16 protein-coding genes, 1 pseudogene and 1 riboswitch are annotated in these 21,232 nt (G+C 34.8%); of the genes and pseudogenes, 5 read left to right on the forward strand and 12 right to left on the reverse strand.

Annotated elements, in window-relative coordinates; all coding sequences use genetic code 11:
• Window positions 1-1,294 precede the first annotated feature (1,294 nt).
• From dapA to ACLHDF_RS07755, 3 genes are all read right to left on the reverse strand, one after another.
• The gene (gene dapA / locus ACLHDF_RS07745) at window positions 1,295-2,182 is read right to left on the reverse strand and encodes a 4-hydroxy-tetrahydrodipicolinate synthase (RefSeq protein ID WP_413918328.1); all 888 of its coding nucleotides are present in this window, start codon (window positions 2,180-2,182) and stop codon (window positions 1,295-1,297) included.
• Window positions 2,183-2,308: 126 nt separating this feature from the next.
• Window positions 2,309-2,487: riboswitch (Lysine riboswitch) on the reverse strand.
• Between the two features lie 165 nt (window positions 2,488-2,652).
• Window positions 2,653-3,117, reverse strand: coding sequence for an EamA family transporter (locus tag ACLHDF_RS07750; protein ID WP_413918329.1), 465 nt, complete (start codon window positions 3,115-3,117; stop codon window positions 2,653-2,655).
• 566 nt (window positions 3,118-3,683) lie between these two features.
• The gene (locus ACLHDF_RS07755) at window positions 3,684-3,884 is read right to left on the reverse strand and encodes a cold-shock protein (protein ID WP_413918330.1); all 201 of its coding nucleotides are present in this window, start codon (window positions 3,882-3,884) and stop codon (window positions 3,684-3,686) included.
• Window positions 3,885-4,415: 531 nt separating this feature from the next.
• Here ACLHDF_RS07755 and ACLHDF_RS07760 point away from each other — a divergent pair.
• Window positions 4,416-5,252, forward strand: coding sequence for an STAS domain-containing protein (locus tag ACLHDF_RS07760; protein WP_413918331.1), 837 nt, complete (start codon window positions 4,416-4,418; stop codon window positions 5,250-5,252).
• Between the two features lie 1,162 nt (window positions 5,253-6,414).
• On the opposite strand, the gene ACLHDF_RS07765 is transcribed toward ACLHDF_RS07760, so the two are convergent.
• The 6 genes from ACLHDF_RS07765 to ACLHDF_RS07790 all read right to left on the reverse strand — a co-directional run bounded on the left by ACLHDF_RS07765 (window position 6,415) and on the right by ACLHDF_RS07790 (window position 13,900).
• Window positions 6,415-6,597, reverse strand: a complete 183-nt coding sequence (locus ACLHDF_RS07765) for a hypothetical protein (RefSeq protein ID WP_413918332.1) — start codon at window positions 6,595-6,597, stop codon at window positions 6,415-6,417.
• Window positions 6,598-7,328: 731 nt separating this feature from the next.
• Window positions 7,329-8,429, reverse strand: a complete 1,101-nt coding sequence (locus ACLHDF_RS07770; RefSeq protein WP_413918333.1) for a GerAB/ArcD/ProY family transporter — start codon at window positions 8,427-8,429, stop codon at window positions 7,329-7,331.
• Window positions 8,430-8,594: 165 nt separating this feature from the next.
• Complete coding sequence (locus tag ACLHDF_RS07775; protein ID WP_413918334.1) at window positions 8,595-9,707, reverse strand: GerAB/ArcD/ProY family transporter; 1,113 nt, start codon at window positions 9,705-9,707, stop codon at window positions 8,595-8,597.
• Window positions 9,708-9,927: 220 nt separating this feature from the next.
• On the reverse strand, window positions 9,928-11,037 hold the full coding sequence (locus ACLHDF_RS07780) for a GerAB/ArcD/ProY family transporter (protein ID WP_413918335.1): 1,110 nt from the start codon (window positions 11,035-11,037) through the stop codon (window positions 9,928-9,930).
• A 21-nt stretch (window positions 11,038-11,058) separates the two neighbouring features.
• Window positions 11,059-12,288: a Ger(x)C family spore germination protein gene (locus tag ACLHDF_RS07785; RefSeq protein ID WP_413918336.1), complete on the reverse strand. Its 1,230-nt coding sequence runs from the start codon at window positions 12,286-12,288 to the stop codon at window positions 11,059-11,061.
• Complete coding sequence (locus ACLHDF_RS07790; RefSeq protein WP_413918337.1) at window positions 12,278-13,900, reverse strand: spore germination protein; 1,623 nt, start codon at window positions 13,898-13,900, stop codon at window positions 12,278-12,280. The genes ACLHDF_RS07785 and ACLHDF_RS07790 overlap by 11 nt, the downstream gene beginning before the upstream one ends.
• Before the next feature lie 132 nt (window positions 13,901-14,032).
• On the opposite strand from ACLHDF_RS07790, the gene ACLHDF_RS07795 reads away from it, so the two are divergent.
• On the forward strand, window positions 14,033-14,257 hold the full coding sequence (locus tag ACLHDF_RS07795; protein ID WP_413918338.1) for a hypothetical protein: 225 nt from the start codon (window positions 14,033-14,035) through the stop codon (window positions 14,255-14,257).
• Between the two features lie 742 nt (window positions 14,258-14,999).
• On the opposite strand, the gene ACLHDF_RS07800 is transcribed toward ACLHDF_RS07795, so the two are convergent.
• A complete protein-coding gene (locus tag ACLHDF_RS07800) occupies window positions 15,000-16,334 on the reverse strand; it encodes a DUF1565 domain-containing protein (RefSeq protein WP_413918339.1) in 1,335 nt (444 codons plus the stop codon).
• Window positions 16,335-16,506: 172 nt separating this feature from the next.
• On the opposite strand from ACLHDF_RS07800, the gene speG reads away from it, so the two are divergent.
• Window positions 16,507-17,043 (forward strand): spermidine N1-acetyltransferase, encoded by a 537-nt coding sequence (gene speG, locus ACLHDF_RS07805; RefSeq protein ID WP_413918340.1) that lies wholly within the window; start codon window positions 16,507-16,509, stop codon window positions 17,041-17,043.
• A 645-nt stretch (window positions 17,044-17,688) separates the two neighbouring features.
• On the forward strand, window positions 17,689-18,321 hold the full coding sequence (locus tag ACLHDF_RS07810; RefSeq protein ID WP_413918341.1) for a LysE family translocator: 633 nt from the start codon (window positions 17,689-17,691) through the stop codon (window positions 18,319-18,321).
• 126 nt (window positions 18,322-18,447) lie between these two features.
• Here ACLHDF_RS07810 and ACLHDF_RS07815 read toward each other — a convergent pair.
• Window positions 18,448-18,831 (reverse strand): annotated as a pseudogene (locus ACLHDF_RS07815) (DUF4240 domain-containing protein); the annotation flags it as partial.
• Between the two features lie 120 nt (window positions 18,832-18,951).
• The gene (locus tag ACLHDF_RS07820) at window positions 18,952-19,350 is read right to left on the reverse strand and encodes a hypothetical protein (protein WP_413918342.1); all 399 of its coding nucleotides are present in this window, start codon (window positions 19,348-19,350) and stop codon (window positions 18,952-18,954) included.
• A 411-nt stretch (window positions 19,351-19,761) separates the two neighbouring features.
• Between ACLHDF_RS07820 and ACLHDF_RS07825 the strand changes: the two genes are divergently transcribed.
• Complete coding sequence (locus ACLHDF_RS07825; protein ID WP_413918343.1) at window positions 19,762-21,171, forward strand: glycoside hydrolase family 1 protein; 1,410 nt, start codon at window positions 19,762-19,764, stop codon at window positions 21,169-21,171.
• The last annotated feature ends 61 nt before the right edge of the window (window positions 21,172-21,232 follow it).

The raw sequence follows: 21,232 nt of genomic DNA on the forward strand, positions 1-21,232 counted from the left end.
ATGAAGAGTTTAGTCATCAACAAAAAAATTTATTCGTTTAGTTAATAATTTTGATTACTACTTAGCAAATGGTGATTTTCATACCAAAACAATTCTCAAGTATTTTCAAGAAGAATTGTCTATATTGAAAAGGAAAAATACATTGGTAAGAACATAGGCTCATGTAGAATGGGCTTCAGAAGAACCAGATGTTCTTTTGCTAGAAAAATTTGAATCAGCTGCCGATAATTTTGTTAAAGAGGAAGGTATAATTTCAGTGTGTGCGTATGCTGCTGATTTTTTATCTTCTACTTTGGATACTACTCTTCGGCAATTACATCAATATATTATGACAGATGATAACTTTTTATTTCTCCTCTTTACAATGGGTAAATTTATTAAAAGTACGGCCATGAATATATAGATTCATGGCTTTTTTGGTTCCGATATACTAGCATTTATGCTCTCTTTTTTTACATAGGAGGGTTTATTATAACTACACCAACTTATCCTTATTGTGGGAGTATTGTTAATCTGCCAATTATAAAAAATGTCCTGATTTATTGGAAGTTCTGCAATGGTTATATGCATTGTTCAAAAGCTGGAAAGAGAAGGAGCAGGTATAATAGTAGGGTGATCAGCTATAAATTACTTAGTAAGATCCGTGAGAAGTGTGAAGATCTTAGGAATTAAACCATCATGCAGATAAAGAAAATGCGGTATAATAGGTACTTAAATTTAGTTACATGTATTATGTTTTTCACCCCCTACTGCTCTCATTGTAGAGGATTTTTATTTTCTAGAAGGAGATGTTATGATTATAGAGAACAAAATCCTGCTGTAGGATAGAGGTTTTTTCTATGTATAAAATAAAACGTTTAGCTAAGTCTTTTTCCACACCTTGACAGGTTGAATCTCGATAACTTTCTATATCACTAGCGATCGCTAGAAGGTGTTTTCTTTTTTATACTTTTATGGACCAGATATTTAAATCTATTATAAAGTGTTAAAGTAATTATTATCGTTAACAAAATAAAAAGCTACCTCAGCAATGTGGAAGCGAGATAGCTTTTTATCCTTAGGATTGTCATGCATGATATTTGTGAAAATAGTCTGAATAATAGTATAACATATTTTCCTCATGAAAGCGATTTTTATAATAATAAGCATATATATAAAGTTTTTATAAATTATAAATATAACCTAAATGCTCCATGTGCGCCAAGGGGTTCTTTTTTTGTGATGTGTTCCGGAAAGGAACATTCATTTTAACTAAGAGAGAGGGAAATCTCTCTCCTAACCTGTTTTATTTGTTTCAACAGGTAATGTGAATGCCACTAGTTTGCAAAGCTTTTTCAAGCGCACTTTGCTCTTCACTGCTTAAAGGAACCATTGGCAACCGAACACCGCCAACATGTGTCCCATTTAGATTTAATGCAGCTTTTACCGGTGAAGGGCTTGGTGCAGTAAATAATGCTCTCATAATTGGGAGCAGATTGCGATGTGTAGCAGCAGCGTTTTGGATATCGCCATTTTTAAAGGCATTAATCATTTCTTGCATGGCATTGCCAATGATGTGGGAAGCAACTGAAACAACTCCTGCTCCGCCGATTGCTAATACTGGCATTGTTAACCCATCATCGCCACTGTATAGCGTAAAGTCATTAGGTGTTTTGCTAATGATTTCTGCCATGGCATCCAAGTCGCCACTTGCTTCCTTAATTGACACAACATTAGGAATCTCTGATAGACGAACAATTGTTTCAACAGAAATGTTAACTACGCTTCGTCCTGGGATATTATAAAGCATGACTGGCAAAGAGGTTGATTTGGCAATCGTTTTAAAGTGTTGGTACAATCCTTCTTGGGATGGCTTGTTATAGTATGGGGCAACGAGCATGATGCCATCCACTCCTGTTTCTTCTGCAAGTTTCGTTAAGCTGATCGAAGCTTTCGTGTTGTTTGAGCCAGTTCCAGCGATGACGGGGACTCTTCCCTCAGCAGTCTTTACAACACATTTGAATAATTTGATTTTCTCTTCAGTGGTTAATGTTGGAGACTCTCCAGTTGTACCGGCTACAACTAAACCATCTGTGCCATTTGCAATTAAATGATCAACTAACGTTTTCGTCGCGTTAAAATCAATTTCACCATTATCATCAAACGGGGTAACCATTGCTGTTAATACTTGGCCAAAATTCATAACTACACACCCTTTATAAATTTTTTTAATTAGAGGGGTTAGGGCCATTCATAAGAAACGCAAAAAAGCAACAACGAGGGATTCGTTGTTGCAGTAGAAACAATATTTATTAAAAATAGTTTCCGTGCGTAAGATAGCCCTCCATATAGTTTCCCATATGACAGTTCTGTATTTATTCAACAGCAGAACCAGCTTCAAGAACATGAGATTCTTTTGGCTTCGGCAAATACCCCTTTCCACAATTGTCATTGGATCTCATTCTCCTCGGATTGTGTACTCATGATCTTTGCACCTCTATCCTCACTTCAAAAAATATTGAAATAAGAAAATATTTAATTGAATTTAATATAACAGTAAATTCCTTCTCATGCAAGGATCATTTAAGTATACTTTTATGGACAGTATATTTAATTCTGTTTAACCCGTCTACTTGATGAGATAAAGGCAGAATGAGCGAGTCTTTTCGCTTACTAACAACCCATTTCTTTTATTTTTTTTACGTCTTTCTTTTTAGCTGACAAGATAAAAATTGTGCTTATAATACAGAATGCTCCTATCCATTGTCCAAAATCGAAAGTTACTCCTAACCAAATCATGGATAAAAAAGCTGCAGATAAAGGCTCTGCGGAAGATAATGAACTTGTTTCAGAAGCACTAAGGTATCTCAAGCTTTCTAAATAAAAGTAAAAAGCAATAAGTGTCCCAAAAAGGATAATAAATATAACCCCTGCATAAGTAGTGAAAGACCAATGACCCTCAATTTCCCAAGGTGGATGAATAAAACTAAATACTAAACCTCCTACTAACATTCCCCATCCTACTACAGTATTAGCTCCCCACTTTGCTAATATGATATGTGGTTGTAAAGTGTAAAAAGCTAGCGCTACAGCTGAAGATAATTCCCAAAAAAGCGCCAACCTGCTTAGTAACAGCAAGTTGGCGCTTTACTTATTATCGTTAACAAAATAAAAAGCTGCCTCGGAGCGTCAGGAAAGGAAGCTTTTTATAAAACTAGATATGAAATGTGTGCTTGTTAGCAAACTAATTATAACATATTTTATTCATGAAAGCGGTCTATCAAAAGAATAAGCATATGTATAAAAGCTGCATAATTCGTAATCATAACCTTTCTTAAATACCTTGTCCTTAAGGGATTCTTTTTGATTTGGATTCTGGAGACTGTGATTATGTTAACTTATGAATAGTATTGGACAATTATTGAGGTATTTAGCTTTTGTAGACTTGCATAGGGTCTACCGACTTAAGAATCAACAAATACCTTCTAGTATTTAAGAAGAATACGTTCCTTTAGTTGGCTTAGCAGGTCAAATACCTTTTATAAAAGATACAACTATTATTGATTTAATAGATGGCGATGATAAGGGTCAAACGATGTTTCTTTAAATATAATAAGTTATCTGAAGAGGATTTGAATAATGTAGTTTCATATGGGAATGGAAAAACAGACTCTGAAGAAAGAGTCTGTTTTTAGCATGGTTTCTTATACTTTACGTACGTTTGTCGCTTGTGGGCCACGTTGCCCTTGTTCGATATCAAAAGTTACCTCTTGACCTTCATCCAAGGATTTAAAACCTTCCCCTTGGATAGCTGAGAAGTGAACAAACACATCTTCTCCACCTTCACGCTCGATAAATCCAAAGCCTTTGTCAGCATTAAACCATTTCACTTTACCTTGTTCCATTTTTACTTCCTCCTACAATATGGAAAATAAACTAGATGATAATTAAACCTAGCTTATTTATTATATTATCTGAATGAAGGTATTTTAAACTTCATTATTATGTTGGTCTTGCAAGATTAAACTTTATTTTTTAGTAATAAGTGTATCTTAATTCTACAACATAGCTGAAAGCCGCAAATTCTTTTTTATAAGTGTAGACTCAAAAGAGATGATTAGACATTTACTCTTAATGATGACAAACGAGAACTCCTTCACCTGTAATTCTGTTATGTGGTTTGAGACTATATGATAAATAAAGCATATATAGAGATTATCTCTATATATGGTAAAAAAGATGGATGCAAAATACATGTTTCGAGGGTAAAAATATAAAGAGGCTTATCTAAAAACATGTCTAGTGTCGTTAGTACAAGGAAGGAGGGCTTTATATATATATAAAGACTAAAAGTGAGAATAGATAATCGTTCATTTAGAGATATTGATTAATTAAGGATAGCTATAATCAGTAAACAAATAAGGGGCGTATTCAATATGGAAACTATTTATAACCAGAGAGAGAAAATGACCGATTTTATTAGAGATAACAAACAGAATTTCCAGGATAAGCTCTTATCAGAGGCAGTTAATGTAGCCACTAAGATTAATGACATTTTAGAAACTGGAAATATTGATCTTTTAAAAAATGCTCAAAAATTAGCTCTATATGTCGTAGAACAAAAAGAAGAACAACTCGTTGCTTTCGCTCAACAAGAAGGAGTAGCCTGGGCAGAGCATGCCTTAACTCTTGCTTTCAAACTAGAATGGGTACAGGCCATTAGGCGAACGTTATGGCATTTTCTCTATCAATATGATCGAATAAATAACCATTTTAATGGCCGTGAAGAATTTTATGTCTTAGAGAAGCGAATTAATGATAGGATTGATCAATTTCTTAACACTTTTCTCATTAGTTATTCCAAGTATAAAGATGAATTAATTGCTTCCCAAAGGGACTTAGTTGAACATCTATCGGTGCCCATTATACCACTTAGCCAATCTGTAGCTGTACTACCGTTGATCGGCATGATTGACATCAATCGTATCCAAACGATTGAGGAGAAAGTATTGACGGGCATCTCAGATTTAAAGGTTCAAACATTAATTATGGACCTGTCTGGAATTGCTAATATGGAAATGCATGTTATTGATCATTTTCAGAAAGTGTTAACTGGCATTTCAATGATGGGATGTGAAGCTATCCTTACAGGTTTACGTGCTGACCTAGTTAGGACAATGATTCACTCAGGAATCTCCTTTGAGGACAAGGCAGAAGCCAAAGGGACGTTACAGCAAACTTTAAAAGAGTATTTAGAACTGAACCGATTGTAGAAGGAATAAGTAGAGAGGCTTTCTCTACATATGAACATACAGATAAGTTTGGAAAATTAGAATCGTATTTAAAAAAGTAAATAAAGTGGATTCTATCTGGGTAATCATCCTTAAGATAACCCTAGAGTTATAAATCTAGGGTTGCTTTGCTGTAGGACTGATCATGCATATTATGAAACTAACTTCTTATATAATACATCACAATAAACTAGCTCATTTGAAGTAAATAGAAAATTAAATCGATTTCTATTGCTTATTTAATCGTCGCATAACTGTCATCAGGATCTCAATGCCCTGTAAGCGAGGAATATTGTCTATATTCAAGATACCTGAAAAATCAACAATTAGATACGCTACCATCATTTCGGGAATTTCCACGATAACATTTTTTAGGGTATATTCACCCCTTTCTGAATTAATAGAACCAATTAATTTTTAGAACTACAGTTAAGTTCGGTAATAAAATTTCTCTTTTAGGAGAACTTAAAATAAAAAAGGATGTCTACTTAAATGAAAAAGTATAAGAAGTACCTGTTAGCTTTGTTAATATTACCTTGGCTTTCTATTCCGTTATTAGGACAGCAAACTTTAAAGAAATTTTTTCTTTCTTCATTAATTGTCAATCTAATTGTTCTCGTGGAATGTTTTTTGGCTAGGAAGAAAACAAGGTGGTATTTTTATAAGAGTCTTCATCCCAAAGTTCTAGGAGAGATGCCCATTGTTTTTGGCCCATTTTAGTAGGAACTATGTGGATTTTTAAATTTTCCTATGGGAACTTCAAGAAATTCATGGTTATTAACTTTACTCTTGATGCATTCTTTGTGTATGTACTAATGAGTTGGTTTAAGAAAATTGGGCATGGTTCGATGGTAACTCTAAAAAGGTACCATTTTTTAATGATTTTCACCACAAAAGCAGCTTTTTTATATGGCCTTCAGAAATTCATCTCCAATAAAAGGAAATTAGCTTCTTAATTAGGTTGATTTTTTCGAGTTAGAAGAACTTAGAACAAAAAAGTTTGGAATCTAGATATAAAAAAGTTTGAAGAAGAGGATAACTTTATATTTATCCTCTTTTTGTTACTTGCACGTCTACAAATCACATTTAGGTTTTCATACAAGATGGCTTTTTTCTCATAACAGTGCCGCTAAACTGTTTTATGTTAAGTTGATGAAAAAAAGAAATATTTATGATACACTAGAAAACCAGCAATCCGACCTTCTATTTGTCCTAAAAAACATCTATTTTCTTCAATGGGCTCCCTTAGCTCTACTTCTCTTTTTGTATGACCGATAACCTCAGAATCACTAGATACCAGTTTCTCTAAATCATTAAGTGTTGCCATTTTTACCGCAATCCTTTTATCTGCACCACTCTGATTAGTTTGTACAACTTTTATTATAGGTACCTCTCTTCCACTGCCGAGCTAGCTTTTTATTTTGTTACCAACAATAATTATTTTACCGTTTTATTACATATTTTAATATCGTGTCCGTAAAAGTATACATTTTAGGTACTATAATGGATTTTATAGACACAAAGCAGGATCTTCATGTTGAAGACCCCTCTAATTAATCATCGCAACTGAGATTGAGAATTATTTATTTGCCTAATGGATTGTTCCACTAAATATTGATATCCGTACATACACATATAGAATACCATGTAGATGGATAAATTATTACTTAGCTAACAATTTTTGCTTTTTCCACTAGATAATGACCTCCTGTTGATAGCTACGAGCTTTTTTTGATTATTAATATAAGTGGTGACTATATATTGTATAAATAAATAGTCTAGGTTAAAAGAGAAAGATCCATATTTGAAATCAATAAGCTCTAGGGACTATTAATTATTCGTTTTTTTAAATTTAAAGTACGCATATGCGCTTAACATGATAGCTACCATCACTATACAAGTAAGAGGAAATAGAATTGTATTGATAAAATGATCATAAAACCAAGTATACAGAAAAATCACCTCACATAATTTAAATTCATTTTGATAAGCACTAGCTTATAATGATTCAAGAGGCCGGAAGATTTATATGATTCAAAGAGTCAGCAAACAAACCTGTCATGCTTTCTGCTTCTTTCTATTTTTCAAGAATGCAACAAGAAAAAGCAGAACAGGAATAATCGCGAGGAAGGGAATTTGTAAAAAAAACATCTCTACTCCTATTCCTTCATGAAGATGCTCTTGAAAATTGCTAGAAATCGTCAGAGACATAAAAAGAACGATTAACCCAATAGGATAGGAAAGCTGTGAAGGTGATTTAATTTTAAATAAGTTGGCTGTACCTATTATAGAAGCATAGAACAATACGCTAATTTTAGAGAAGCCACCAATGACTAAAGCAAGCATAAAAAACACATCAAGACGTTCTAAAAAATCTGCTACCTGGATGCTTTGTACAGTACTAAGAAGAGGAAACTGGGAACGTGCAGTCAAATCAACTCCTAATACACTAATATTAATAAGCATGGTAATGGTTAGGTTGATGCCACTTAACCCTGTGGCACATAACATCGTCGCCTTTGCCTTCTTAGGATTTTTCAAATAAGGTAAAATCATTGTAAACACAATGGCTTCACCAAAAGGAAAATACAAGGTTTGGATAAAAACAACTTTTAGAACTGGTAAAATTCCCTCTTCAAATATTGGTTGTAAGTTTTTAAAATCAATTAATCCTGAACACACAATTAGGAAAAACCCTGTAATAGCAAGTACATACATAAATATAAAAAATAGCTCTCCTGATCGAGCTATTACCTCGATTCCTTTTCGAACCGTATAAATAACGACAAGCATTAATAATGCATTTGCGATGAATAAAGGAGTATCCGAGTAGGAAAATGTCAATAACATCTCCCCAATGTCACGTAAAACCCTTGCTATATCATAGATAAAATAGAAAATATAAAGAAAGGCCAATACGCTTCCTATTGCTTTACCTAGGATTTTTTGCATATATTCGGTAGGCAAAAGATCTGGATAATACCAATAAAGTTTATAATAAATAAAAAATAGAACCAAGCTACCGAGCATTCCAAGTAAGATAGCCAACCATGCGTCTTGTTTTGCGTCCATTGCGACAGGCAACAATAAGGAAGTACCTAGTTCAAACAGAACCATTAAGATAAAGAGCTGGCCTGCACTAATTTTTGCTTTCTCCACTCGCATAGCTCTCCTTTCCACATTTATTTAAAGTGGTCCTCTATTTTTTGCTTCTTATGTAATAAGTATTATATCTGCTTTTAGCTTGTAAGAAGTATTCTTTGTATATAGAAAGAATATAATAGAACATTCAATTATAGTCACAATAGCTTACCTCTAAATTAATTATTCAAAGCTTTTCTCTTGCTGCTGCTTTTTGTTTTTCAAGAAAGCTACAAGAAGAAGCAAAGGAGGAATGATTGTAAGAAGAGGGATATGTAGAACAAGCATTGCCACCTTTAGTCCTTCATGAATATGTTCTTGAACATTACTTGCAATGGTGATAGACAAAAAGAGGATGATCAACCCCAAAGGATACGACAATCGTGAAGGTGATTTAACCTTAAACAAATTGGACGTTCCTACGACAGCTGCGTAAAATAACACGCAGATTTTAAAGAAGGTAGTGATAATTAAAGCAAGCATAAAAAATACATCCAGTCGTTCTAAAAAATCCGCAACTTGAATGGTCTGAACCGTACTAAGTAGTGGAAATTGGGAACGTGCGGTCAAACTAACCCCCAGTACACAAACATTAATGAGCATCGTAATAATTAGATTAATTCCACTCAATCCGGTAGCACATAGCATGGTCACCTTTGCCTTCTTAGAATTATTTAAATATGGCAAAATCATCGTAATTACAATGACTTCGGTAAATGGGAAATATAAAGTTTGAGTGAATACCACTTTTAGGACGGGGGATAAACCGTCTTCCAAAATAGGTTGTAAATTTTTAAAATCAATTAATCCAGAAGATACAATTAAGATAAAGCCAGCAACCGCAAGGATATACATAAAAATAAAAAGTAGTTCTCCAGATCGAGCTATGACCTCAATTCCTTTTCGAACCGTATAAATAATGACAAGCATTAATAATGCATTGGCGATGAATAAAGGCGTGTCTGGATAGGCAAAGGCTAACAGCATCTCACCAAAATCACGGAGAACTCTTGAGGCGTCATACATGAAGTAAAGGATATAAAGAAAGGCCAGCACGGTGCCCAGTGCTTTCCCTAGAATTCTTTGAATGTATTCTGTAAACAAAAGATCTGGGTAATATAGATAAAGCTTATGATAGACAAATAATAGAACAAAGCTGAATATCATTCCAAGCATAATCGCAAGCCATGCGTCCTGATTTGCATCTATCGCAAGAGGTACCAATAAAGCACTCCCTAATTCAAATAGGACCATTAAGATAAATAGCTGACTAGCGCTAATTTTAGCTTTCTCCAATTAAATACCCCCCTTTTCAATTTCAGTTAAACTGATCTTTTGCTTTTGTGAATGGTTCCTTAGCCTTTCCATTACTTTCAATTTTTTGAACGTTGTGTAGTAGATAGTAGGTTTGCTTTAAAGGTAACTCTAGTCCAAAAAGACTCTTTCCACTGGTAACTAAACTACCTTACTAGGAAATGTGACGATAACAACAATATTCTATATGAAAATTAGCTACTCAAATATGTTTGCCCCCATGCTCCTTCCTGTTTTTTAAGAAAGCTACAAGAAGAAGCAGAGGAGGAATTATCGTGAAAAGAGGTACATGTAGAACCACTTTGGCTACATATAACCCTTCATGGAGGTGTTCTTGGAAATTACTAGCGATTGTGATAGATAAAAATAAAATAACGATACCTAAAGGATATGATAGCCTTGAAGGTGATTTAATTTTAAATAAGTTAGCTGTTCCTATAGTAGCTGCATAAAATAACACGGTAACCTTAAAAAAAATGCCGATCACCATAGCAAGCATAAAAAATACATCAAGCCGTTCTAAAAAATCAGCTACTTGGATGCTCTCCACTGTACTAAGAAGCGGAAACTGTGAACGCGCAGTCAGGTTAACACCAAGTACACTAATGTTTATAAGCATCGTAATAACCAAATTGATCCCACTTAATCCAGTTGCACATAGCATGGTCACCTTTGCTTTCTTCGGGTTATTTAAATACGGTAAGATCATCGTAAATACGATAGCTTCGGTAAATGGAAAATATAAAGTTTCAGACACTGCAACCTTTACAGGTGATAAAAAGCCTTCTTCCAAAACCGGTTGTAAATTTTTAAATTCAATTAATCCCGAAGTTACAATTAAAATAAACCCAGCAACTGCAAGGACATACATGAAAATAAACAGCAGTTCTCCTGATCGAGCTATGACCTCAATTCCTTTTCTAAGGGTATAAATAATGACAAGCATTAATAATGCATTGGCGATGAATAAAGGCGTGTCAGGGTAGGCAAAAGTTAACAGCATTTCACCAAAATCACGGAGAACTCTTGAGGCATCATACATAAAGTAAAGAATGTAAACAAAAGCAAGTACGGTACCTAACACTTTACCTAAAATTTTTTGCATATATTCTGTGGGTAAGAGGTTGGGATAATAGGTATAAAGTTTATGGTAAACTAAAAATAAAACGAAACTGCCTAACATCCCCAGTAGAATCGCAAGCCATGCATCCTGTTTGGCTCTGATGGCAAGAGGCACCAGTAAAGCACTCCCCAGCTCAAATAGAACCATTAAAATAAAGAGCTGACTGGCACTAATTTTTGCTTTCTCCATTTAGCAGGCACCTCCTTTTCCTTACTTTTGATTCTCTTTTATTCCTGAAAGAAACGACTTATTCCGCAAGCCAGCGCGACGTACATAGGCTTCCACTGTAACATCTACATCTAACTTCGGAAAGTACACCTCATTCCATTCCATTTTTAATTTCTTAAATTGATTGGGTCTCGTACGGTGAACCACTTCGCCAAACCCCAAGATATCCGTTTTGTTTTTTTGCGCACGGTCAATAGCTATCTTTAGCTCTTTTTTTATTTCTTTCTTCACCGATTGTTCGATTTTTGTAATGACCTTTGGATTGGTGATATCAACAGGTACCTCCATGTCACCGATATCTCCTTCAACACGTGTATGAACAGAAATATGAGGCTGTCCATTCTTCACTTGAGCAGACACACTTGTTTTTTGTCGTACAGTTTGATAAGCAATAACTTCTTTCCTTCCTTCCCAATCAATATTAATATCCGTTCCTTGGATTTTGTCGAGAATCCATACCGTTCCTCTTGCTGGTTTTCCATACAGCCAATCTACTAGTTTTCCCTGTTTTAAGACAGCAATTCCGGAAGCTCGAAGCGTTGCTTCGGGTGCACTTTCCTGAAGGTTATCTAGCTTTTGTGCTTGCTGGGGATTCCCCATTAGGCGAAATCCTGATACGACGGTTCCTCTCCCAGGAGATTCAAGGCTGCTCATCACCTCTTGGAGCGATGTTTTTACATTCTCTCCCCATTTTCTTTCCGTAAATTCTAAGGTTTTTAGCACCTTATTCGCTGGAATTTTATCAACGGGTGTTAACGTTTTCACAAGGTCAGCTGCGGACGAATGATTGGCAATCACGAGGGTGGAAGTATTTCGAAATTCTGGATCTCGATCAAACGCATCCATTAGTGTATTAATTCCTTCTTCTTTGGCCAATTTTTCTCCCACTACGACCAAGTTTGTATGAGCATAATACAATCGTCGAGAAATTCTGCCCGAAGCCCGTCTACTTGCTTCGACTATATTATCTCCTGATGCTGAATAAATGGTAATAGGAGGGCTCTGGGTACCTCCCCCTCCTCCTTGCATACCTCCTGCCACATTCCCTGGATTAATAATTTGGAGCGTTATGTGATATCTTCCACCTTTTGTTTTATCGACGCCCATAGCTGCCACGATGGCAAGGTCAGTTAACTCTTTCTTACTCCAACAACTGGTGAGCAATACTGTCATTGACATCATCAATAAAAGAAAAACTCCTTTACGCTTCATTGTTGTCACCTTCTTCAAAATCGCGATTGATCATACCACGAGACGCAGGAGGGTGTGGATGTTGATTTGTTCCTTCTCGAGTCGTGTTAGCAGTAATTAATCGCGGTCTTTGTCGCAATGTCCACCACGGCAATCTCACAACGGTATCTCCATTGTTTACGGGGATGAAGGGAGCAAATGGAGCCATATAGGGTACCCCAAATGAACGTAAGCTGCATAAATGGACAACCATCATTAAAAGGCACAGAATGATGCCGTAGAAACCAAATGTTGCTGCACCAATCATAAACAAAAAACGAATTAAGCGAGCTGAAATCGCCATGTCAAAAGAAGGTGTGGCAAAACTGGCAATGGCTGTGATCGATACAATGATAACCATTGCTGGTGACACAATACTTGCTTGAACGGCTGCTTGGCCAATTACAAGGGCCCCGACAATGGATACGGCTGAACCAATAGCTTTGGGTAAACGTATCCCTGCTTCTCGTAAGATTTCAAAGGTTAGCTCCATAAGAAGGGCTTCCACAAATGCTGGAAAAGGAACAGCTTCCCTCTGTGCCGCAATAGCTACAATGAGCGTGGTTGGCACCATTTCCTGATGGAAAGTTGTAACGGCGACATAGGTAGCAGGCGCAATAAGAGAAATCATAAACATAAAAATACGCAAAAGACGAATCGAGGTTGCAATGTCGAACCGGGCATAATAATCTTCAGCCGATTGGAAGAATTGCATGAACACAGCAGGCGCAATCAGTACAAAAGGAGTTCCATCCACAAATATAGCAATCCGTCCTTCTAACAGGTTTCCAGCTACAACATCAGGTCTTTCCGTATTGTAGATAGTTGGAAAAGGAGTCGCTGTTTGATCTTCTATTAGTTGTTCGATATAACCTGATTCCAAAATGCTATCGATATCAATTCGCTGCAATCGCTGCCGAATTTCTTTAACGACTTTATCATTGGCAATGCCATGTATGTACATAAGCGTCACATCTGTCTTTGTTACACGTCCCACTTTTAAAGACTCCATCCATAAATCGGGAGTCTTAATGATGCGGCGGACCATAGCTGTATTGGTCCCAAGAGACTCGGTAAATGCTCCTTTTGGTCCTCGCACCACCATTTGGGTAGTAGATTCCGCAATGGAACGCTTTTCTCCACCTTTGGTGCTAGCACTCAGCGCCTGCTCTACTCCATCCACTAAAATAAGAGTATCACCTGCCATTAAAGATGCAAACAGGTCATCGAAGTTAGTGATGGAAGAGATGTTTCCAATTGTCATGATATCTTTAGAAAGGAGGTCTATCGCATTGTACTGATTTATTTCTTCTTTATGATCATCCTTCATCATAGATTGCAGTAAGTACTCTTGAATCGACTGATTATCTACAATTCCATCTACGTAGACAATGGCTGTTTCCACGTCGTTATTCTCCCCCATTTTTATCTCACGAATAACGACATCTGAACTATTTCCGGTTTTCTGTTTAATCATATTAAGGTTGCTCGATAATGAAACTTGTATCTTTTCTATTGAAGAATCAGTAGTTTGATTCTCGTTATCCTGTGGTCGTTTCTTTTTTTGTTTGCGATCTTTAAAAAACGAAGGCATAAATTTAAGCACCCTTCTTTAAGTTTTTATTACTTTAACCATATAAGAGTTTTTTATGTAAAAATTAACAATAAATATTTATGTATCATCATAGAAAAAAGGGAAAAACCTATTAAATGGAGCGTGATCGATATGAAAATTATAGGTATTAGCCTTTTAATGATGGGATGCTTAATGGGCTTTTCTTTAGGCATCGATATTTTTCAAGGATTTGATATTTCTCAGGCATTGGCCAACGCCGTGAGTCCCTTTAGGGTAATGGAAGTAGCTGAATTATTTGTGCTTTTTTTTCTTCTGTTTCTTTTTTTTGCTGAATCTTTATATCTTTTTATAAAGAAGAAAAATCAAAGCAAATAACCATATATTCACCAATCATTATTTTTAAAAATAGGAAATAGACATAACAGTAAATTAGTTCAGGTTATTCGTCTCAATTGGTCTTTTATTAATCAAGATCCACATAAAACAGTTCATTGTCTATATTTGTTAGTTGATTTTTTATCCATTCCTTCACGTTTTTTATTCTGGAATCAAACGTCATTTAAAAGAGAGCAGTTAACTGAAAATCGATGAAATCATTTCCTTTTAATTGGAGAAAAGCCTCCTCATAAGAGGAGAAATGAAGCTGTTTGAATAAAAAATCATCCATAGCCTCTTGAATATATTCTTCATTTTTCCAGCAATTCATCATTGAAATTAAACCGGTATCACTAACAGAATCCTCACAAGAAATTGTAGAGTTATTAGAGTCAGTTCTTATATCGGGAAAAGTCAACAAGTGTAAGCCGCGGTATTTATATGGATAGTGACCTGAAAGTGGTACGAATCAAGGCAACAAGCGATTTGGAAGAAGAATTGAGGCAAAAGGCCAAGGAGTTAGGCAAACGAAACCTTGAAGAATTATTATTATATGCTGTACAAAAATTATAAAGGGGAATAAGAAGTGCTCAACCTTAATGCCAACAAACAAGGCAAGCCAATAAGATTGGCTTGCCTGTATCTATATAATAAATAAAAAGCATAATCAGCATATAATGCAGTCAATAATTGTCCAGTTTCAAATAGAATCTCAGCAAGCAACTCAACAAAGAATATCTTCTTAGAAGAAACTTTTATTAAAAAAGCCTGGGGGATATGATGTAGGAATTTCTATTTCTTGTCCATTCCATATCCATCGATTCACTGTGTCACTACTTTTATTTAGGTATACGTTATTATTAAGTTGGTTATATTTATTTGAGTGATGAAGGTTGGCTAGAAGCAAGTTAGATTTTACTGAAACCATAATGTTATCGCTGATGATGTTATGGGTCGCATGATATTGCATCAATAACTGACCGCCATCCATTTTCAGTGTATCATTTCCGTATAAGATATTTTGTGCAATAAAAGTATTCAGTGTTCCCCCACGTTTTTTATCATAGCCTCCAACTGAAATTCCCGTAAAACGATTCTCATAAATCATATTCTTCAACACTTTAACATTCTTAGTTTGTTTACCATAGTGTTCACTTGCAATCTCTATTCCTAAATCGTTATGACTTGATACATTATGCTTGATAACAACGTCCTTTCCTCCGTCTACATAGATTCCACCAGCCGAGTATTCCTGTTTGTAAGCTGGATTTAAATAACTACTTACGTTGTAAATACGGTTTTCACTAATAATGCCTTCACGGGCTTGATCGAATTTTTCATTAGGAGCTATCTTTTCGAAGCCAATTACATCAATCCCAATATTATTAACGTCACGAATCGTATTCGCATGGACTATGAATTTTTTAACATTACCATTTAGAGTTAGCGCTTCACTAAAACCTAAAGTTAGATTTTCAAGTAGGTTTCCCGATATTTCAATGTTTTTTAATGAACGTGGCGCTTCGGATCCATAAAAAGCTATTCCATGTGCATTTCCGGTTTTATGCGCAGTCTTAATATCGAAAATATGGTTATTGATGATCCGAAGGTCTTTTCCACTCCCCTCCACTAAAATACCACATGGTGTATTTTGTTCTTTTAAAGTGGAGAAATGACCTATATTTAAACCTTGAATTGTAATGTAGCTCTTATTTTTTATGGTAACTAGCCCTCCATCTGTAGAACCGCTCTTTATTTTCCCCCCACTAATAAGCGGCCTTTCATTTCTATAATTTCTGAAGCTGATGGGATTTTGTTTAGTACCTGAACGACTAATGATTAGTTTTTCGTAATAGACGCCTCCTCTGATGTAAACAGTGGTTCCAGGTTTAGCTACTTCAACTGCCTTTCTTAAGGTTTTAAAAGGGCTACTTTTAGTACCTGAATTCTCATCATAACCTTTAGGAGAAACGTACACCTCACGAGGGGCAGACTTTACTAAATATGGATCAGCTGCTTCAACTCTTTGATTTATACAACACAGTAAAAGAAGAAAAATGCCAACTATTTTTTTCATAAAGTACTCCTTAATATTAATGAATTTCCCTTACAAGATCTTTAAATTATACTATCGCTTCGTTAATAAGTATGTAAAACATCGTACTATGCCCTGTTGTTTTTTACTGTAGTAGTTTTTACATTTAAAGCGGAAAGTGCTAAAGTAATGCTAGAATATGGAGGTTTTAGAGATGAATAAGGAACTTAAGTTGCGTCCTTTGGAAAGAGAAGATTTAAAATTTGTCCATGAACTCAATAATGATGCAAATATCATGTCTTATTGGTTTGAGGAGCCTTATGAAGCTTTCGTAGAGCTACAGGATTTATATGATAAACATATTCACGATCAAGGTGAACGTCGTTTCATACTAGAAAAAGACGGAGAAATGCTTGGATTAGTTGAATTAGTCGAAATTGATTATATTCATCGTAGAGCAGAGTTTCAAATTATAATTGACCCTACTTATCAAGGCTATGGTTACGCCATGGTTGCCACAAATTTAGCAATGAATTATGCCTTTTCGGTATTAAATATGCATAAACTTTACTTAATTGTAGACAAGGAAAATGAAAAAGCAATTCATATTTATAAGAAGGTTGGTTTTTCTATTGAAGGTGAGTTAAAAGATGAATTTTTTGTGGATGGCAGCTATCATAACGCTCTAAGAATGTGTATGTTTCAAAAAGAATATTTACAAACCAAAAATAAAAGCTATCTCATAGAATGAGGTAGCTTTTTCAAGAAGTGGTGGTTAACATAAAACGTATCCTAGGTAGTTTATTTAAATAATAAGAAGTACAATTAGTTAATCAGCAGCAATTAGGTTGAAACCTTCCCTGTTTTCAACTCTTCGTTCAGAAAGCCATTTTCTCTCCCCGCTTTGGTTCTACCCTAAATGTCTTTCTTCTCTTTTCAATCCAGCTTCACTGAATTTAAGTAGACCGCCCCTCAAATTATTGTCTAGACCCAACTTGGTTGCATTGACTTTGTTGTCAAGATAAACCCAACCTTTATTTGACAAAGTAAGGAAATTTTAATCTGATCACTGACCATCATTTACACGGATTTTAAAATTGAATTCGTTCTCCGCTTCTTTAAAAGTGAACATCAAATATGTAATATGGTTTATGTGGCTCAAAATTCATATTAGTCCTCCCCCATCAATGAAAATGAATATAAGTTTATTAGAACATCCATCATATTATAATTTTAATTTTTTTACTAAAATGTTTAATAGATATATTCATCCATTAGTTCAAAAAGATAATAAAAAATATTATAGTGTTTATCTTCAAATGATAAAATGATTAACATATAATACAATTTAAGAATTATAGATACAAAACTATTTCAATAGAGAGGCGATAATAATATGGAAAACTTTTATTTGTTCGTGATTACATGCATATTTCTAATTATTTTACCTGGTCCAGATACTGCTGTCATGACAAAAAACACTTTTACTGTTGGAAAACAGGGAGGATTTAAGACAATGCTTGGGATTTGTTGTGCGCTATCTATTCACACACTAACTGCTATTGTAGGGCTTTCAGCGATTATTGCGAAATCTGCTTTGTTATTTTCTATCTTCAAATATGTCGGTGCGCTGTACTTAATTTATTTAGGCATCAAGTCATTATGGACATTAAGAAATAAAGAAAAAGCGGAAACGACTGAAACGTCTGCCAAAAATAAATATAAGAATAAGTCTTCTTTCAAACAAGGTTTCCTTACCAATTTACTAAACCCAAAAATAGCTGTTTTCTTTCTAACCTTTCTGCCACAGTTTGTGAATCCTGGAAGCCATACTTTTATGCCGTTTCTTATACTTGGGATAACTTATATTGTGTTAACCATTGTGTGGTATTTATTTTATATTTACTTACTTAACCAGATTAGTGCTTTTATGAAGAAGCCTAAAACACAAAAGGTTATCGAAGGAATAACAGGTACTATATTGATAGGATTTGGTATAAAACTAGCTCTAGAGAAGGCTCATAATTAGGTAGCTGTGATTTCAACTATCAATAGAGGATATAGAATATGTACTCTATACAGCTTTAGTTACCATAATGTGAATTCTCGCCAGTATGGATATAAAAAAGTGAGCTTTTCAGCTCACTTTTACTTCTTAAAGAGTATGTGAACAACCTTCTTTATTTGAAAATGTCTCGTAACTACATCCACTTATATATTCGAATTCTTTAGCCTTTTTTAAAGCTGCTGATGAAAAAGACAGTAAGATTTCAAATTCAGTGTCCTTAAGCATTTTTGAAGCATTAGATAAGATGCCTTCAAAGACCTCTTGACCATGAGCGACTACTGCACATCTCACATATAAGAAAAGATCGGATGAGAAATGTTGATTCCGTTCTGAAAAACAATATTCACCAACTTCTTTTGCATGTTCTAGTGTGTCTAATAAGAAAGGCTTATAAGATAGAGTCTCTTCAAAACGTCTTATTTGGCATGCAGTGAAAGTGGAAAGTTCCTTGATAGCAGTCTCTACAATCTCTTCTTCATTTTCCTCACTTCAGTCTAATAAAGAAATAATTCCCCAAAAGACTCAATTATTCATCATTTTCTTGCTTTTCGAAATCACGTGTCTATGAACGAACATAGGCTGCGGCTTCTTCTATTTTTCTTTCCATTTCAAGTTTAAATCTCTTAGGATCTTTCTTCCCGCCATTTGTAGTAAACATTCTTCTGACCAATTTTCCCAAGATAAGTTTGATTCTATTCCTATTTCGTCTTGGGCTAAAGGAGTATTACTAATATAAACTATGTCTTTAGATACTCGTCCACCTCCCCATAGAAATGTTCGTTCATCTTTTTTATTGAGTAAAGACTTTGTAATTAAAATTTGATAAACATTCTGATCATCCATTATAGGCAGCTTTTCATCTATATAACCTGTAATACTAAGAAGATAAGAGCAATCAATGACATTCATTACGTTAGCTGCACCATACTTATTCAACGGTAATGGTGTAGCAAAAATATCCCCTCCTTGCACCAACTTTTTTGAATGCATGATATGTAATTCCTTTCAATCAAAAATTTATTTGCAAGCAGAATAACAAGGAATGCTAAGAGTGTATATCATATTCATTCTTAACTTGCATAAAGTCTTTTTCCGGTACACATACCAAAAAAGAGCCCTTATTGCAGTAGGGAATCAGTATATGGTTATGTAAGAGATTATGTTTTTTTATGTGCTAAGGGTTGTCTTAATGATCTATTTTTTAGGAAATGGACGAAAAGTAAGAAAATGTTCAAATACTAAGATTTTTTCTCCATTAAATAAAGACAAAAAAGTCTTTATATGACATTTTCTCTAGTCAAGTGCAAAGAATAAGTATATAATCTATATTAAATTTATACCTACAAATTTAATATATAGTAATGAATTTCAGAGATTGGTATAAAAATAAGGAGTGTTATCATGAAATTTGCAAAAGATTTTTTATTTGGAGCTGCATCAGCTTCTTATCAAATAGAAGGAGCTTGGAATGAAGATGGGAAAGGTAAAACCAATTGGGATGTTTTTTCAAAGATTTCTGGAAAAACATATCAAGGTACAAATGGAGATGTAGCCATTGACCATTACCATCGCTACAAGGAAGATATTAAGTTAATGGCAGAGATGGGGTTAGAATCGTACCGTTTCTCTATTTCATGGGCACGTATCTTGCCAACTGGCGATGGAGAAATCAATCAAAAAGGATTAGATTTTTATAATCAAGTGATTAATGAATGTTTAAAGTATGGAATTGTTCCATTTGTGACGCTGTATCACTGGGATCTACCTTTAACACTGGAAGAAGATGGCGGATGGACAAATAAACGAACAGCTCATGCTTTCGTTAAATATGCAGAGGTTTGTTTTAAAGCATTTGGAGACCGTGTTAAACATTGGATTACGTTCAATGAAACCGTTATGTTTTGCGGATTAGGCTATTTAAAAGGCGCTCATCCACCTGGTATTCAAAACGATGAAAAGAAGTACTTTCAAGCTACACATTATGTGTTTTATGCACATGCAAAAGCTGTAGAGAGCTATAAGAAGCTCAAGCAGTATGGAGAAATTGGTATCACACATGTTTTCTTACCGGCTTATAGCGTTGATAATAAAAAGGAAAATATCTTAGCTGCTAGACATGCGAATGAATATGAAACGTTTTGGTATTATGACCCGATTTTAAAAGGGGAATATCCATCTTACGTCGTACAGCAATTAAAAGAAAAAGGATGGACTCCAAGCTGGACAGAAGAAGAACTCGATACATTAAAAAGAAATGCCGAACACAATGATTTCATTGGCCTTAATTATTATCAACCAATTCGCGTAGAGAAAAACAATGAAACTGTTTCGTCTATGGAGCACTCAAGGGAAACCTCTACTTTAGCTCCTGGAAGTCCATCATTTGACGGCTTTTATCGCACCGTAAAAATGGCAGATAAAACCTATACAAAATGGGGATGGGAAATTTCACCTCAAGGATTTTTAGACGGACTGCATATGTTAAAAGAGCGTTATGGTGATATTAAAATGTATGTAACTGAAAATGGGCTTGGTGATGAAGATCCGATTATTGATGGAGAAATTGTAGACGTTCCTCGTATTAAATATATTGAAGAACATTTAAAAGTAATTAAGTTTGCTATACAAGAAGGCATACACCTAAAAGGATATTACGCTTGGTCTGTTATTGACTTGTTAAGTTGGTTAAATGGTTATAAAAAGCAATACGGATTCATCTACGTAGATCATAACGATAACTTAAACCGAAAGAAAAAACTCTCGTTTCATTGGTACAAGCATATTATTAGAACGAGAGGAGAAAACCTATAAGTAAAAAGAAAACCTCTTGATTTTGATCAAGAGGTTTTGTGTATAATAGAGGCAGTAAATT

Origin of the sequence: Priestia megaterium (genome assembly GCF_046599315.1) — a bacterium.
Lineage (GTDB): Bacteria > Bacillota > Bacilli > Bacillales > Bacillaceae_H > Priestia > Priestia megaterium_F.

Excerpts from the sequence above, each read along its gene's own strand:
- dapA (WP_413918328.1), bottom strand. The coding sequence starts at position 2,182 with ATGAATTTTGGCCAAGTATTAACAGCAATGGTTACCCCGTTTGATGAT.
- ACLHDF_RS07755 (WP_413918330.1), bottom strand. The coding sequence starts at position 3,884 with ATGGAACAAGGTAAAGTGAAATGGTTTAATGCTGACAAAGGCTTTGGA.
- ACLHDF_RS07760 (WP_413918331.1), top strand. The coding sequence starts at position 4,416 with ATGGAAACTATTTATAACCAGAGAGAGAAAATGACCGATTTTATTAGA.
- ACLHDF_RS07765 (WP_413918332.1), bottom strand. The coding sequence starts at position 6,597 with ATGGCAACACTTAATGATTTAGAGAAACTGGTATCTAGTGATTCTGAG.
- ACLHDF_RS07780 (WP_413918335.1), bottom strand. The coding sequence starts at position 11,037 with ATGGAGAAAGCAAAAATTAGTGCCAGTCAGCTCTTTATTTTAATGGTT.
- ACLHDF_RS07785 (WP_413918336.1), bottom strand. The coding sequence starts at position 12,288 with ATGAAGCGTAAAGGAGTTTTTCTTTTATTGATGATGTCAATGACAGTA.
- ACLHDF_RS07790 (WP_413918337.1), bottom strand. The coding sequence starts at position 13,900 with ATGCCTTCGTTTTTTAAAGATCGCAAACAAAAAAAGAAACGACCACAG.
- ACLHDF_RS07795 (WP_413918338.1), top strand. The coding sequence starts at position 14,033 with ATGAAAATTATAGGTATTAGCCTTTTAATGATGGGATGCTTAATGGGC.
- ACLHDF_RS07800 (WP_413918339.1), bottom strand. The coding sequence starts at position 16,334 with ATGAAAAAAATAGTTGGCATTTTTCTTCTTTTACTGTGTTGTATAAAT.
- speG (WP_413918340.1), top strand. The coding sequence starts at position 16,507 with ATGAATAAGGAACTTAAGTTGCGTCCTTTGGAAAGAGAAGATTTAAAA.
- ACLHDF_RS07810 (WP_413918341.1), top strand. The coding sequence starts at position 17,689 with ATGGAAAACTTTTATTTGTTCGTGATTACATGCATATTTCTAATTATT.
- ACLHDF_RS07820 (WP_413918342.1), bottom strand. The coding sequence starts at position 19,350 with ATGCATTCAAAAAAGTTGGTGCAAGGAGGGGATATTTTTGCTACACCA.
- ACLHDF_RS07825 (WP_413918343.1), top strand. The coding sequence starts at position 19,762 with ATGAAATTTGCAAAAGATTTTTTATTTGGAGCTGCATCAGCTTCTTAT.